A 14,367-nucleotide genomic window follows, 5' to 3' on the forward strand; every position below is an offset into this window, starting at 1 on the left:
GTGCTGGCTCCGCAGGTTGAGAATTGGTTAAGCAATTGGTCCCAAACTGTTAACAGACTGCTAGCATTGAAAGGGCCGCAATGACCGGTTGGACAAGAACAGGTCATCGCCTTGCGCAAAGGGGCATAACACAGGCTTTCGCCATCGTCGGCCTGTTTGTGCTGAGCGCCTGCTCGCCCATCCATATTGCCTCGCGCACTATTGATTTCGGCTTTGGTGGTTCGAGCCAGCCTACAGCCAACCAGACCATGACGCCATTGACCACCGCCGGACCGGGTCAGGTGTTTGGTCGCGGGCCGGTACAGGTGGCACTGCTGCTGCCACTGACCGGCAATGCGGGACTGGCCAGTGTGGGCCAGTCCATGGCCAATGGCAGCCGGTTGGCCATGGCCTTTATCGAGGCCAATCCCAATATTGCCGAGAACACCACGATTACCCTGCGCGATACCGGCGGCACGGTGGCCGGGGCAACCAGCGCCACCCAGGCCGCCATCGCTTCGGGTGCCAAGCTGATTCTGGGGCCGTTGCGCGGCGATTCGGTGACGGCTGCGGGCGCGGCGGCGCGCGCGGCAGGCGTGCCCCTGATCGGGTTTTCCAACAATCCGGGTGCGGCCGGGCCGGGGGTCTATCTGCTCAGCGTATTGCCCGACATGGAGATGAAACGGGCGCTAAGCTATGTCAAAGCCAAGGGACGGCGCGGCGTCGCCGGGGCCTTTCCCAGCTCGGCCTATGGTCAGGCACTGCAGACCGCATTCCGCCAGCAGGCGGTGCAGGCGGGATTGTCCCCCAGTGCGGTCTATACGTTCTCGGGCGCCAGCGAGGTCAGCCAGGTGGTCAGTCAGGCGCTGCCGCTGATCAAGAAAGGGCTTATCGATACGCTGTTCATTCCCGACCGCGCCACGGCACCCGCGTTTGGTGCGCAATTGGCGCAGGCCGGGGTCAGCCCGGCGGATGTGCAGATTGTCGGCTCGGCCGACTGGGAGGGCGACACGACCATTGCAGCCACGCCATCGCTGAGCGGGGCGCTCTATCCAGCCGTTGATCCGGCGGGGATGGCGGCGATCCGGGCCGATTATCAGGCGCGGTTCAACAGCCAGCCGCATGCGCTGGCAACCATCGCCTATACCGCCACCATTCTGGCCAATGTGAACACGTTGTCGCTGGCCAATCCGCCCTATAACCCGATGCTGATGACCACCCCGACCGGGTTTAACGGCCGTGACGGGGTGTTCCGGTTCCTCAGCAATGGCCGCAGCGAATATGCGCTGGCGCTGATGCAGGTGGGCGCAGGCGGGGCGAGCCGGCTCGAAGGCCCAAAGCTCTAGGCAGCCAGATCGGCCACGACGGCGTCGAGCACGGGCCAGCCGCGGTCGGTGACGCGGATATTGCCATTGGGCAGGGTCTCGACAAAGCCATAGCCCTTGAGCGCCGCGATCTGGGCGGCATTGATCTGCCGACCGGAAATGGCGGTAAAGCGCGCGGGCGAAATGCCCTCCTTGAGGCGCAGCCCCATGACGAGGAATTCGTCGCCCTGTTCTTCCCAGGTCAGCACATCGTCGACCACCATGCCGTGACCATTGGCGACGACGTTCTTCTGCCAGTCAAAGGGCATTTTCTCGTCGGCGGTGGCATGGCGCTGATTGTTGATCATCAGGCGGCCATGGGCCCCCGGACCAATGCCGGCATATTCGCCATAGCGCCAATACAGCAGGTTGTGCTGGCTCTCCTGGCCGGGGCGGGCATGGTTGGAAATCTCATAGGCGGGCAGGCCGGCCGCTGCGGTCAGCTCCTGGGTCATCTCGTAGAAATCGGCCGAGAGATCCTCATCGGGCATGGCCAGCTTGCCGGCGGCATGCAGGTCGAAGTAGCGCGTGCCCTGCTCGATGGTCAGCTGGTAAAGGCTGATATGGCCCTGCGCCATCCACAGCGCTTCCTTGAGCTCGTCTTCCCAATCGTCAAGCGTCTGGCGGGGACGGGCATAGATCAGATCAAAGCTGGAGCGCTCAAACACCGATTGGGCGATGCGCACCGCGGCCACGGCTTCCTCGACGGAATGGCGACGGCCCAGTTCGGCCAGCGGGCCGGGGCGCAGCGACTGCACGCCCAGCGAGACGCGATTGACGCCCGCAGTGCGGAAACCCCGGAAGCGATCAACCTCGACGCTGGTCGGATTGGCCTCAAGCGTGATCTCGGCATTGGGCTCGACGGTCCAGTGGCTGGCAATGGCATCGATGATGCGGCCCGTTGTGCTGGGCGACATCAGCGAGGGGGTACCACCGCCAAAAAAGATCGACTGCACGACACGGCCGGGGGTGAGCTGGGCGGCATGGGCGATCTCGCGCTCATAGGCCGCGACATAGCCATCCTCATCGAAGGGACCGCGATGGACGTGGGAATTGAAATCGCAATATGGGCACTTGCTGGCGCAGAAGGGCCAGTGCACATAGACCCCGAACAGATCGTTGGGGTTATTTCTCAATCTGGGCCTCGAAAAACTGGTTGAAGGCGCGCGCACGATGGCTGAGCCCCTGCTGGCCCGGGGCCCATGAGTGTTTGGTTTCGGCGGGCATTTCGCCAAAGGTGATGGTGTGGCCATCGGGCATGAACATCGGATCATAGCCATGACCGATGCTGCCGCGCGGTGGCCAGATCAGCTGGCCCTCGACCTTGCCGACATAGAGCACGTCGCGGCCATCGGGATGGGCCAGGCACATGGTGGCATTGAACGAGGCACTGCGCTGCTGCGGCGTGGTGGCACCAGCGGCCTGAAGGGCATCCTGCACGCGTTGCATGGCATGACCAAAGTCACGCGGCACGCCGGCCCAGTCGGCAGTGTAAACGCCGGGATCGCCATTGAGCGCATCAACACACAGACCCGAATCGTCGCTCAGCGCCAGCTGGCCGGTGGCCCTGGCGGCGGCATGGGCCTTGAGGCGGGCGTTTTCGGCAAAGGAGGTGCCGGTTTCCTCGGGCTCGGGCAGACCCAGCTCACCCGCCGAGACAATCTGCAGCCCGAAGGGTTCGAACAGCTCGCGGAATTCGGTGAGCTTGCCGGCATTGTGGGTGGCCAGCACCAGCTTGTCGCCAGCGCGCAGACGGGGAAGGCTCACTTGCTCGACCCTTTCGGCTTGGCATCAAGCGCCCGGGATACATCGCGCCACAGCGCGCAGTTTTCCGGCGAGGCATCGCGCATGGTGCTGGGCTGACGCGGTGCCGGTTTGGCGGTGACGAGATTCTTGAGCCAGGAAATCATGCCGAGAGTACTGCCTGCTGAATGTGTGTGAGTTCGCCAATGCCCTGTTCGGCCAGGGTCATGAGTGCGTTGAGCTCGTCGCGGCTGAAGGGCTGCTGTTCGGCTGTGCCCTGGATTTCGACGAACTTGCCGGCGCCGGTCATGACGAAATTGGCGTCGGTATGGGCTTCGACATCTTCGAGATAGTCGAGATCGAGCACGGGAGCGCCGCGATAGATGCCGCAGGAAACCGCGGCCACCGAATCGCGCAGCGCCTTGCCCTTGGTCAGCTTGCGCTCATCCATCCACCTGATGGCGTCAGCCAGCGCCACATAGGCGCCGGTGATCGCGGCGGTGCGGGTGCCGCCATCGGCCTCGAGCACATCGCAATCGAGTGTGATCTGGGCTTCGCCGAGGGCCTGCATGTCGACCACGGCGCGCAGGCTGCGGCCGATCAGGCGCTGGATTTCCTGGGTGCGGCCGGTCTGCTTGCCGGCGGTCGCCTCGCGGCGATTGCGGCTGCCGGTAGCGCGCGGCAGCATGCCGTATTCGGCCGTGACCCAGCCCTGACCCTTGCCGCGCATCCAGCCCGGGACCGTGGTTTCAACCGAAGCGGTGACCATGACCTTGGTGTTGCCGAACGAGACGAGGCAGGAGCCTTCCGCCTTCATGGCGACGTTGCGTTCAATGGCGACGGCGCGCATCTGGTTGGCTTGACGTCCTGAAGGGCGCATCAGAAATCCACTTGGCGATTGCAGTTAACCGCCTCTTAACCCTCATAGCGCCGCCTCACAAGCCGCGGACGCTTGGCGGGAGGCAGCAATGCGCCTAAATAAGAGACCACAGTTAAAGCGGACGATTTTATCGAATAATCATGAGCAAGCTCCCGGAAGACTTTTTGAGTGTGCTCAACGCCCGCAGCCAGGACATTTTCCGCAAAATTGTGGAACGGTACCTGGATACAGGCGCGCCAGTGGGCTCGCGCGATCTCAGCCGCATGCTGCAAGGGGGTTATCCCCCGCTTCGGTGCGCAATGTGATGGCCGATCTTGAAGATCTCGGACTGATCGCAGCGCCGCACACATCGGCGGGCCGCGCCCCGACCCAGGACGGGCTGCGGTTCTTTGTGGACGCCATGCTTGAAGTAGGCGCGGTCAACGAGATCGAGCGCAGCCAGATTGCCCAGTCGATCCAAGGGCAGCAGCGCGGCCAGGTCGAGGATGTGCTGACCGAGGCCAGCCAATTGCTGAGCGGGCTGAGCCATGGGGCCGGGGTGGTGATCACCGCCAAGGCCGACATGGTGCTGCGCCATCTCGAATTCGTGCGGCTTGATAACCATCGCGCCATGGCGATTCTGGTGGGCGAAGATGGTCAGGTGGAAAACCGCATTCTGGAAACCCCGCCGGGGCTGACGGCCAGCGCGCTGACCCAGGCGGGCAATTACATCGCCCATCATGTGGTGGGGCGGACGCTGGCCGAAGCCCGCAAGGTGCTGGCCGCACAACGCGCCCAACAGCGGGCCGAGCTGGATGAGCTGACCCAGAAACTTGTCGATGCGGGTATTGCCACGCTGAGCCAGAGTTCGCCCAGCAATGCCCCCACAGTGATCGTGCGCGGCCGCGCCAATCTGATCAATGACACCATGGCCAGCGACGAATTGCTGCGCATGCGCCAATTGTTCGATGAGCTGGAAAGCAAGGACGGACTGCTCGATCTGCTGGGCGATGCCGACAAGGCGCAGGGCGTGCGCATCTTTATCGGCTCGGAGAACAAGCTGTTCTCGCTGTCGGGCTCCTCGGTGATCCTGAGCCCCTACAAGGACGCCAATGACAAGGTGGTGGGCGTGCTGGGGGTGATCGGGCCGACGCGGCTGAACTATGCGCGCATCGTGCCGGTGGTCGATTATACCGCTCACGTCATCACGGCCATGATGGCGCGCAAGCGCTAGCGGAGAGGCCCGGTAATCGCCCCGGTGCCGCATTGGGCATGGGGAGAATACCGGGTGGACTTGAAATAGCCCTCATATTGGCCGATATGCGGGGCAAATTGTTTGGTATTTGCGGAAGACAGCAATCATGAGCGACGAGAACGCCGCCTCGGGCGAAACGCCCGAAGTCGAAATCCCGGTTGAAGAGACCGCAGACAACGTCGAACAGATCGACCCGATTGAGGCCCTGCGCGCGGAAAATTCAGAACTCAAGGACCGGGTGCTGCGCACCGTGGCCGAGATGGAAAACCTGCGCAAGCGGACCGAGCGCGACGTCAATGACACGCGCAGCTATGCCATTGCCGGCTTTGCCCGCGATATGCTGAGCGCCACCGATGCGCTGAGCCGCGCCCTGATGGTGCTGCCTGCAGAGGCACGCGAAAATGGCGATGCGACCACCAAGAGCCTGATCGAAGGCATCGAGATGACCGAGCGCGAAATGCAGCGCCTGCTTGCCAAGCATGGCGTGACGCCGATCGACGCCAAGGGTCAGAAATTCGATCCGCACAAGCATCAGGCGATGTTTGAAGTGCCCGATCCCAGCCAGCCCGAAGGCACTGTGGTGCAGGTGGTGCAGGCCGGTTTTGCCATTGGCGACCGCATTCTGCGCCCGGCCATGGTCGGCGTTGCCAAGGGCGGCCCCAGCCATGCGTCAAGCGAAGAAACCGTCGACAAGAGCGCCTAGGACTTCAATCCGAAGCGTTTCACGTGAATCCCCGCGCAAGCGGGGATTTTTCGTTCGGGGGCTGGCGATCAGCCCAGGATCTGGCGGCTCATCATGCGGGTGACGCCGGCTTCGGCCATGGCGGCCCAGGCCTTGTCGAGCGAGCCATCATTGTCGATGGCGCGGGTGGCGTCCTCGATGACAGTGACGTCAAAACCGCCCGCGGCGCCATCAATGGCGGTCCAGCCGACGCAGTAGTCGGTGGCCAGCCCGACGACATAAAGCCGGCCGATATCCCGTTCATTGAGATAGCCGGCCAGCCCGGTCTGGGTTTCGCGGTCGGCTTCCTGGAACCCCGAATAGCTGTCGATGGCCCGGTTATAGCCCTTGCGAAGGATCAGCTGGCCATGGGGAATGTCGAGATCGCGGCTGAGTTCGGCGCCATGGCTGTTCCAGACGCAGTGATCGGGCCAGAGCACCTGGGTGCCATAATCAAGCTCGATGGTTTCGAAGGGCGCCTTGGTTTCATGCTGGCTGGCAAAGGAGATGTGATTGGCCGGGTGCCAGTCCTGGGTGAAGACCACATTGGCGAACTTTCTGGCCAGCGCATTGATCAGCGGCACGACCTCGTCGCCATTGGCCACCGCCAGATGACCGCCGGGCAGGAAGTCATATTGCACATCGACCACGATCAGCACGTCGCGCGGGAAATCGAAATCGTCACTGGCGTTACTCCAACTGAACCGGGGGCTGCACCCATTCGGCCCGCAGCAGGCCACGCACCGAATTGCCCAGCCAGAGTGCATCGGCGGCGCCAAGGTCTGCAAGCGTCAAAACCGCTTCGACAGCCTTGCCGCTGGCGAGCAGCTCGGCGCGCAGCGTGCCGGGCAGCAGACCCGCAGCCAAAGCCGGGGTGTACAGAATGCCATCGCGTTCGATGAACAGATTGGTGATCGAACCCTCGGTGAGTTCGTCGCGCTGGTTGAGAAACACCACCTCATCGACGCCGTGATCGGCATGGGCGCGCTGACGCGGGTCGTCATAAAAGGCCCGATTGGTGGTTTTGTGGGCCAGCCACAGGTTCTGGCTGTCGAGCCGTTCGGGCGCCAGCACGAAACGGAATGTGTCGGGATTGGGCGGCAGGGGCACCGCCGTCAGGGCCGGGCCGCCGGCATCCAGGGTCAGGCGCACGCGCATGGGGGCGGTGAAAACTTGAGCCTCGAGCAGGGCATTGATGGCTTCAAGATCGCAGGGCAGGGCAAAATATTCGGCTGAGGCCGCCAGCCGGTCGAGATGACGCTGGCGCAGGATGTAGCCTTGCTGGGGGCGCCAGGCCAGCGTTTCGATCAGGGTGACCGGGTCGGCGGGATTGGTGAAGAACGCCATTTTGAGCAGGGCCTCGCGGTATTCGTCATCTGCGGTGCTGTCGGCAACAATGCCACCGCCAATGCCGATACGGCCATGACCGCTGGCATCAATGATCGCGGTACGGATGGCAACATTGAGGGTCAGATCGCCATTGGGGGCGAAGCAGCCGATCGAGCCGGTATAGAGCCCGCGCGGGCCCGCTTCGAGATCGGCAATGATTTCCATGGCGCGGATTTTGGGGGCGCCGGTGATCGAGCCACAGGGGAAGAGGTTTTCCAGCAGGGCGGTGGTGGTGATGTCGGGCCGCCGTATGGCAGTAATGCCCGAGGTCATGGTGTGCAGCGTGCGATAGGTTTCCACGGTAAACAGGTCGGTGACCTTGACCGAGCCAATGGTGGCGATGCGGCCCAGATCATTGCGCAGCAGATCGGTGATCATCAGATTTTCAGCGCGGTTCTTTTCGTCGCTGGCAAGGGCGGCCTGCCCGGCGGCATCGTCGGCAATTGAAAGCCCGCGCTTGAGCGTGCCTTTCATCGGGCGGGCGCGCAGCGTGTTGCCGCGGCTGGAGACGAACAGTTCTGGCGAGCGCGACAGGATCCAGTGGTCACCGGTATTGAGCAGGGCGCCATAGGCCACCGGTTGCTGGCGCACCAGATCGCGATAGAGCGCAACGGGGTCGCCCTCAAGCCGGAAGCGGGCCTGGAAGGTGAGATTGACCTGATAGGTATCGCCCGCCGCGATCAGGGTTTTGACCTGATCAAAGGCGGCGGCATACTGGTCCGGGCTCAGGCTGGGCACGATATCGAGGGCGCGACCTGTCCTGCCCCTGGCAGCATCGGCCAGCAGCGCATCGACCGCTGCCGATGACAGCTCTTGCGGGGGATCATACAGGCCCAGCCAGAGCAGCGGGGTATCGCTGTGCGCGGGCAGGCGGGGGGCCAGGCGCTCTTCAAAGGCAAAGCCGGCCTCATAGGCCAGATAACCCGCCGCCCACATGCCTTCTTTCTGGGCAGCCTCAAGCTGGGCCAGGGCCGCAGGGACCCCGGCAGCATTGTGGGCCTGCAATACCGCCTTGGGGGCGGTGAACAGCAGGTTGGTGCCGTGTGGGGCACGGGTATCGTGCAGCAGGACAGAGCCGGTGGCGAACATGGCCCGGTTCTAGGGTTTTGCCGGGGCAAAGAAAAGCGCCGTCAGCGAGCAAGCCGCTTGCTTAATTTCCGCGCCGATTGATAGTGCGCCGTCGCGGCGCCGGTGCGCCCGGCCCCGAGGAAAATACCATGAACCCCTATTTCAAGGGTGGCCTTGCCGCTTTGGCGCTGGCCGTCAGTGCAATGCCGGCTGCGGCCGAGCCCGTTGCCTTCACGCTGATCAACAATAGCAGCCAGTCGGTGCACTTCTTTTATACCACGCCAAGCAATGAGGATAACTGGGGCGCCGACGTCCTGGGCGAGAACGGCACCATCGAGCCCGATACGATGGGCACCGTGACCATTGGCGATGGCTCGGACGAGTGCTTTTACGATTTCCGCTTTGAGAGTGCCGAAGGCGGCGTGCTTGATGTGCGCGAAGTCGATATCTGCTCGCTGAGCGAATATACCCTGACCGACGCGCAATAGCGTCAGGGGGCCGCATGGGGAGGTCGGCAGTGCTGCCGGCCTCGCTCAGCTGGCTGAGTCGGGCTGTTTTCTGCCAGAACGGCGGCAATGAGACCAAGCAGGGCCGAATGTGTCCTTTGAACGCTTGAAGCCTTAGGGGGACCCCCTATATACCCCTCAAGCTCAGCGATGAGCGCAATTTCAATTGCTAGGAACCCGGCTCCAAGGAGCCTCGGATCTGCCTCGCAAGAGGGGCTCCAGCAAGGGTTTGCTTACAGAGAGGCTAGAGTAAATGGCTAAAGTCATTGGTATCGACCTGGGCACCACCAATAGCTGCGTTGCGGTTATGGATGGCACCAATCCCAAGGTTATCGAAAATGCGGAAGGTGCCCGCACCACCCCATCGATGGTCGCCTTCTCCAAGGATGGCGAACGTCTGGTGGGTCAGCCGGCCAAGCGCCAGGCTGTGACCAATCCTGAAAATACCCTGTTTGCCGTCAAGCGCCTGATCGGGCGCCGGTTTGATGACGCTGTCGTGGCCAAGGACAAGAACCTGGTGCCCTTCAAGATCGTCAAGGCCGACAATGGCGATGCCTGGGTACAGGCTTCCGACGAGAAGTACTCGCCCAGCCAGGTGTCGGCCATGATCCTGCAGAAGATGAAGGAAACCGCTGAGAGCTATCTCGGCGAGACCGTCACTCAGGCCGTGATCACCGTTCCTGCCTATTTCAATGACAGCCAGCGTCAGGCCACCAAGGATGCGGGCAAGATTGCCGGCCTTGAAGTGCTGCGCATCATCAACGAGCCAACCGCTGCGGCCCTGGCCTATGGCCTGGACAAGAAGAACACCGGCACCATCGCGGTCTATGACCTTGGCGGCGGTACCTTCGACGTGTCGATTCTGGAAATCGGCGACGGCGTGTTCGAGGTGAAATCCACCAATGGTGACACCTTCCTGGGCGGTGAAGACTTTGACATGCGTCTGGTTGACTACCTGGCCGACGAGTTCAAGAAAGAGCAGGGCATTGACCTGCGCGGCGACAAGCTGGCGCTGCAGCGTCTCAAGGAAGCCGCTGAAAAGGCCAAGATCGAACTCTCGAGCTCGACCCAGACCGAAATCAACCTGCCCTTCATCACCGCCGACGCTTCGGGTCCAAAGCATCTGACGCTCAAGCTGAGCCGTTCCAAGCTGGAAAGCCTGGTCGACGATCTGATCCAGAAGACCATTGAGCCCTGCAAGCAGGCCATGAAGGACGCTGGCATCAGCGCCAGCCAGATCGACGAAGTCGTTCTGGTGGGTGGCATGAGCCGCATGCCCAAGGTCCAGGAAGTGGTCAAGCAGCTGTTCGGCAAGGAACCCCACAAGGGCGTGAACCCGGACGAAGTGGTTGCACTGGGCGCCGCCATTCAGGCCGGCGTGCTGCAGGGCGACGTCAAGGACGTGCTGCTGCTCGACGTCACCCCACTCTCGCTCGGCATCGAAACGCTGGGTGGCGTGTTCACCCGTCTGATCGATCGCAACACGACCATTCCGACCAAGAAGAGCCAGACCTTCTCGACCGCTGAAGACAACCAGTCGGCCGTGACGATCCGGGTGTTCCAGGGCGAACGCGAAATGGCCGCCAACAACAAGTTGCTGGGCAATTTCGATCTGGCCGGCATTCCACCTGCACCACGCGGCGTGCCGCAGATTGAAGTGACCTTCGACATCGACGCCAACGGCATCGTGAATGTGTCGGCCAAGGACAAGGGCACCGGCAAGGAGCAGCAGATCCGCATCCAGGCATCTGGTGGTCTGAGCGACGCCGACATCGAGAAGATGGTTCAGGAAGCCGAACAGAACGCTGACGCTGACAAGAAGAAGCGCGAAGCTGTGGAAGCCAAGAACCAGGGTGAAAGCCTGATCCACTCGACCGAGAAGTCGTTGAGCGAATATGCCGACAAGGTCTCGGACGAAGACAAGGCTGCCATCGAAACCGCGATCACCGAGCTCAAGGCCGTGATCGAAGGCGATGATGGCGAGCTGATCAAGGAAAAGACCGACGCGCTGGGTCAGGCATCGATGAAGCTGGGCGAGGCCATGTACAAGGCCAGCCAGGCTGAAGCCGAAGCCAAGGCCAATGGCTCCGATGAAGAGGCCGATGACGACGTCGTCGATGCCGATTTTGAAGAAGTCAGCGACGACGACGACAAGAAGTCCGCCTAAGCGGCTCTGAAGCGACAGATAAAGAGGTCCGGCAGCTGCCGGGCCTCTTTTTGTTTGAACGGGAACTGGGTATGGTGATCCATGAACATTCCAGACCCCAAAACATTCACCGACCCCGACAAACTGCGCAAGCTGATGGCGAACGCTGTCCGGCTTGGCTATGACGACCTGGCCTTTGACTGCCAGATGCGCATTGCCGAGCTGGTGGGCGTTGCCCAAGACACCGCTGGCGACGAGGTCGAACGGGCCTTCTGGACCAGCCTGGCGGCTGCCGAAGAGTTCCGCACCGCCGACAATGGCCGGGTGACCCGGCTGGTCAAGGTGCGCGCCAAGCACAAGCGCGTCGGCGCCAACAAGGTGCTGAGCGATCAGATGATGGAAGAAGGCGTCAGCGACGGCTTCGAGAAACTGGTGGCCCATGGTCGCGGTGACCTGACCAGCGAAGCCATCGTGATGCGCCATGAAGACGAATTCAGCGTCGATGCGGTCAATGCCGCGCGCAAGAAGCTGATGGACAAGGGCGTCAATGTCGCCGACGTAACCGGCTAAGACCGCGCCGCGGGGGCCTGCGTGCCCCCGACCATGCCCCTTCGGGCAGCGACACCGATATGCGCCGCATCAGCGGCCGCCACCTTCAATCCCCATGCTGCAATCCCCCCGAACCGACACCACACGCGCCACTGGCGCGGTTTTTCGTTGTGGTGAAGGCTTGCTGGTTTCACGTGAATCAGCCCAGAAACCGGCGCTAATCGGGTACGCCGCTGCCGGCGGACGACAGGGTTGCCGCAAAATATCCTTGATTGAGCCCAATTGCGGACCGGTTCAGCCGGTCCAAGGGACGCTTGAAAACTGACAGGGCAGCGCCACCATGACCGATCCCCGCCCCGATCCCGACGCAGCCGCCGACTCGATTGGCCGAATTGCCGAACTGATCGGGCAAGACCCTGCCATCGGGCTTGATACCGATATGAAGCTGGTGATCGACATGCTGGGACAACTGGGTGCGCGTCCGCTTGAGCAGTTGAGCCCCGATGCAGCACGCAGCCAGCCCAGGGCCGTCGATGCGATCGCCGCGCTGATGGCGCAGGGGGCGGCACGCTCGGTGATGATCAGGTGGTGGTCGAGGCGCTGAGCATTCCCGGCGGCGATGGCAGCCTGGCGGCGCGGCTTTATCGTCCCGCCGGGCTGGCGGAGCGGCTCAATCCGATGGTGCTGTATTTTCACGGCGGTGGTTTTGTTACCGGCGATCTGGACAGTCACGACGCCTCGGCCCGCGCCTTTGCGTGGCGGGCGGGCGCCATTGTGCTTTCGCTCGATTACCGGCTGGCGCCCGAGCATGGTTTTCCCGCGGCCCATGCTGATGCCTGGGCGGCATGGGGCTGGCTGAGTGGTCAGGCCCATCGGCTGGGCGGCGATCCGCGCCGCATTGCGGTGGCCGGCGAAGATGCAGGCGCCAATCTGGCCATGCATGTGGCGCTCAAGGCACGTGAAACGCGGGGGCTGCGGCCGGTACAGCAAGTGCTGATCCATCCCATTGCCGACACGGATATGAGCACACCGTCCTATGATGAAGCCCTGCGCACGCGCCCGATCGGGCTACCCGCCATGCGCTGGCGCTTCAAGCAGCTGTTTCCCGAAGGCATGCCCGAAACCGTGCCCGCGCTGCAATTGGTAGGCCGCGATGATCTGGCCGGACTGCCACCGAGCCTGATCGTGCTGGCGGGGATTGATCCGCTGCGCTCGGAAGGCGAAGCACTGGCCAGCGCATTGAGCGCGGCCGGTGTGGCAGTCACCACGCTGCGCTATGACGGGGTCACGCAGGGATTTTTCGGCATGGGCCGGATCGTCACCAAGGCGCTGTTTGCCCAGGCCGATGTCGCGGACGGGTTGAGCAAGACATTCGCGGCCGCGCTGCGCCGCTAGCCAATCGAATCACCCATGTTGAAGCCTGCGCCCGCTCTTGCTACATGAGCGGGTAATTGGTTGCCCTGAGAGCAGAAGGGCGTTTTGGCCGGCAAAAGTGCACCAACTTTTGCTCAAAACGCTCTAGCGGCCCCAGACCCCTTGCGGGCCGTGGGGTCGATTGCCATCTAGGGGCTTAGATCTTGATCGGGCGCGCCTGTCGCGACCGGCAACGCATTGGAGACGTGCTTCTTGTCCAAACGGGATTTCTACGACGTGCTCGGTGTCGAAAAGGGCGCCGATGACGCTGCGCTCAAGAGCGCCTACCGCAAGCTGGCCATGGCGCATCACCCTGACCGGAATCCGGGCAATGATGAGGCCGAGGCCAAATTCAAGGAAATCAACGAGGCCTATGACACGCTCAAGGACGGCCAGAAGCGGGCCGCCTATGACCGGTTTGGCCACGCGGCGTTCGAGAATGGCGGTGGCCGCGGTCCGAGCGGTTTCGGGCCTGACTTCAACTCGTCCATGTCCGATATCTTTGACGATATCTTTGGCGACTTCATGGGCGGCGGCGGCCGTCGGGGCGGTGGCGGCGCGGCCAAGCTGCGTGGCAGCGATCTGCGCTACAATCTTGAAATCAGCCTCGAAGAGAGCTTTGAAGGCCGCACCGTCGAGATCGACGTGCCAACCCTGGTCGGCTGCGATACCTGTGACGGCTCGGGCGCCAAGCCTGGCACGGGCACCCATACCTGCCGGCAGTGTAATGGCCATGGCAAGGTGCGCGCCGCCCAGGGCTTTTTCACCATTGAGCGGACCTGCCCGGTCTGTCAGGGCCGCGGCCAGATGATGGACCAGCCCTGCACCGATTGTGGTGGTCAGGGCCGTCGTCAGGAAAACCGTACGCTCAGCGTTGATATTCCCAAGGGGATTGAAGACGGCACGCGCATCCGGCTGGCCAATGAAGGCGAAGCGGGGCTGCGCGGGGGCCCGCCGGGGGACCTGTATATCTTTATCTCGATCCGGCCCCATGAGCTGTTCCAGCGCGATGGCGCCGATCTGTTCGCCCGGGTACCTATTGCCATGACCACCGCCGCACTGGGCGGCGAGTTCGAAGTGCCAACGCTGGACAATGCGCGGGCCAAGGTGAAGGTTTCGGCCGGTACCCAGCCCGGCCAGCGTGTCCGGCTCAAGGGCAAGGGCATGCCGGTGCTGCGCAGCAAGGATGTCGGCGACATGTATGTGCAGCTCGATATCGAGACGCCACAAGCGCTCAGCCGCAAGCAGCGCGAACTGCTCGAAGAGTTCGCCCAGCTCGAAACCGAGGCCACCAGCCCGACCTCGGGCGGGTTCTTCGACAAGCTCAAAAAGATGTTCGACGCCTAAGGCGCATCGCGTATTCAATCAGCGCCAT

At 62.8% G+C, this 14,367-nt stretch carries 14 protein-coding genes and 1 pseudogene; 9 read left to right on the top strand and 6 right to left on the bottom strand.

All coding sequences use genetic code 11. The features are described 5' to 3' along the window. Positions 1-80 precede the first annotated feature (80 nt). On the top strand, positions 81-1,325 hold the full coding sequence (locus AC0L37_RS18495) for a penicillin-binding protein activator (protein WP_282222388.1): 1,245 nt from the start codon (positions 81-83) through the stop codon (positions 1,323-1,325). On the opposite strand, the gene hemW is transcribed toward AC0L37_RS18495, so the two are convergent. The 4 genes from hemW to rph are packed head-to-tail and all read right to left on the bottom strand — an operon-like array spanning position 1,322 to position 3,966. Further along, positions 1,322-2,479 (bottom strand): radical SAM family heme chaperone HemW, encoded by a 1,158-nt coding sequence (gene hemW, locus AC0L37_RS18500; RefSeq protein ID WP_249327939.1) that lies wholly within the window; start codon positions 2,477-2,479, stop codon positions 1,322-1,324. The two genes, AC0L37_RS18495 and hemW, sit on opposite strands and share 4 nt — an antisense overlap. After that, positions 2,469-3,110, bottom strand: coding sequence for an RdgB/HAM1 family non-canonical purine NTP pyrophosphatase (rdgB, locus tag AC0L37_RS18505; protein ID WP_282222387.1), 642 nt, complete (start codon positions 3,108-3,110; stop codon positions 2,469-2,471). The genes hemW and rdgB overlap by 11 nt, the downstream gene beginning before the upstream one ends. Next, positions 3,107-3,253 (bottom strand): hypothetical protein, encoded by a 147-nt coding sequence (locus AC0L37_RS18510; RefSeq protein ID WP_212660029.1) that lies wholly within the window; start codon positions 3,251-3,253, stop codon positions 3,107-3,109. Before AC0L37_RS18510 ends, rdgB begins: the two co-directional genes overlap by 4 nt. Beyond that, on the bottom strand, positions 3,250-3,966 hold the full coding sequence (gene rph / locus AC0L37_RS18515) for a ribonuclease PH (protein WP_212660028.1): 717 nt from the start codon (positions 3,964-3,966) through the stop codon (positions 3,250-3,252). The genes AC0L37_RS18510 and rph overlap by 4 nt, the downstream gene beginning before the upstream one ends. Positions 3,967-4,103: 137 nt before the next feature. Here rph and hrcA point away from each other — a divergent pair. Both hrcA and grpE read left to right on the top strand, forming a co-directional pair. After that, positions 4,104-5,179: pseudogene (gene hrcA / locus AC0L37_RS18520) on the top strand (heat-inducible transcriptional repressor HrcA). A gap of 127 nt (positions 5,180-5,306) precedes the next feature. Continuing rightward, positions 5,307-5,903, top strand: coding sequence for a nucleotide exchange factor GrpE (gene grpE, locus AC0L37_RS18525; RefSeq protein ID WP_212660026.1), 597 nt, complete (start codon positions 5,307-5,309; stop codon positions 5,901-5,903). Positions 5,904-5,971: 68 nt separating this feature from the next. On the opposite strand, the gene pncA is transcribed toward grpE, so the two are convergent. Both pncA and pabB read right to left on the bottom strand, forming a co-directional pair. Further along, positions 5,972-6,580 (bottom strand): bifunctional nicotinamidase/pyrazinamidase, encoded by a 609-nt coding sequence (gene pncA, locus AC0L37_RS18530; RefSeq protein WP_282222386.1) that lies wholly within the window; start codon positions 6,578-6,580, stop codon positions 5,972-5,974. 31 nt (positions 6,581-6,611) lie between these two features. Beyond that, on the bottom strand, positions 6,612-8,399 hold the full coding sequence (pabB, locus tag AC0L37_RS18535; RefSeq protein ID WP_282222385.1) for an aminodeoxychorismate synthase component I: 1,788 nt from the start codon (positions 8,397-8,399) through the stop codon (positions 6,612-6,614). A gap of 128 nt (positions 8,400-8,527) precedes the next feature. On the opposite strand from pabB, the gene AC0L37_RS18540 reads away from it, so the two are divergent. The 6 genes from AC0L37_RS18540 (at position 8,528) to dnaJ (ending at position 14,339) form a co-directional block, all read left to right on the top strand. Then, positions 8,528-8,866, top strand: a complete 339-nt coding sequence (locus tag AC0L37_RS18540) for a hypothetical protein (RefSeq protein ID WP_282222384.1) — start codon at positions 8,528-8,530, stop codon at positions 8,864-8,866. Positions 8,867-9,137: 271 nt separating this feature from the next. Next, complete coding sequence (gene dnaK, locus AC0L37_RS18545) at positions 9,138-11,051, top strand: molecular chaperone DnaK (RefSeq protein WP_212660022.1); 1,914 nt, start codon at positions 9,138-9,140, stop codon at positions 11,049-11,051. An 81-nt stretch (positions 11,052-11,132) separates the two neighbouring features. Beyond that, a complete protein-coding gene (locus tag AC0L37_RS18550; protein ID WP_212660021.1) occupies positions 11,133-11,600 on the top strand; it encodes a hypothetical protein in 468 nt (155 codons plus the stop codon). Between the two features lie 319 nt (positions 11,601-11,919). After that, positions 11,920-12,183, top strand: coding sequence for a hypothetical protein (locus tag AC0L37_RS18555; protein ID WP_282222383.1), 264 nt, complete (start codon positions 11,920-11,922; stop codon positions 12,181-12,183). Beyond that, positions 12,168-12,974 (top strand): alpha/beta hydrolase, encoded by an 807-nt coding sequence (locus tag AC0L37_RS18560; protein ID WP_282222382.1) that lies wholly within the window; start codon positions 12,168-12,170, stop codon positions 12,972-12,974. The genes AC0L37_RS18555 and AC0L37_RS18560 overlap by 16 nt, the downstream gene beginning before the upstream one ends. A 231-nt stretch (positions 12,975-13,205) precedes the next feature. After that, the gene (dnaJ, locus tag AC0L37_RS18565) at positions 13,206-14,339 is read left to right on the top strand and encodes a molecular chaperone DnaJ (RefSeq protein ID WP_212660019.1); all 1,134 of its coding nucleotides are present in this window, start codon (positions 13,206-13,208) and stop codon (positions 14,337-14,339) included. Positions 14,340-14,367: the final 28 nt, after the last annotated feature.

Source organism: Devosia sp. J2-20 (assembly GCF_055808475.1).

Excerpts from the sequence above, each read along its gene's own strand:
- rph (WP_212660028.1), bottom strand. The coding sequence starts at position 3,966 with ATGCGCCCTTCAGGACGTCAAGCCAACCAGATGCGCGCCGTCGCCATT.
- grpE (WP_212660026.1), top strand. The coding sequence starts at position 5,307 with ATGAGCGACGAGAACGCCGCCTCGGGCGAAACGCCCGAAGTCGAAATC.
- pabB (WP_282222385.1), bottom strand. The coding sequence starts at position 8,399 with ATGTTCGCCACCGGCTCTGTCCTGCTGCACGATACCCGTGCCCCACAC.
- AC0L37_RS18495 (WP_282222388.1), top strand. The coding sequence starts at position 81 with ATGACCGGTTGGACAAGAACAGGTCATCGCCTTGCGCAAAGGGGCATA.
- dnaK (WP_212660022.1), top strand. The coding sequence starts at position 9,138 with ATGGCTAAAGTCATTGGTATCGACCTGGGCACCACCAATAGCTGCGTT.
- AC0L37_RS18555 (WP_282222383.1), top strand. The coding sequence starts at position 11,920 with ATGACCGATCCCCGCCCCGATCCCGACGCAGCCGCCGACTCGATTGGC.
- AC0L37_RS18550 (WP_212660021.1), top strand. The coding sequence starts at position 11,133 with ATGAACATTCCAGACCCCAAAACATTCACCGACCCCGACAAACTGCGC.
- AC0L37_RS18510 (WP_212660029.1), bottom strand. The coding sequence starts at position 3,253 with ATGATTTCCTGGCTCAAGAATCTCGTCACCGCCAAACCGGCACCGCGT.
- AC0L37_RS18540 (WP_282222384.1), top strand. The coding sequence starts at position 8,528 with ATGAACCCCTATTTCAAGGGTGGCCTTGCCGCTTTGGCGCTGGCCGTC.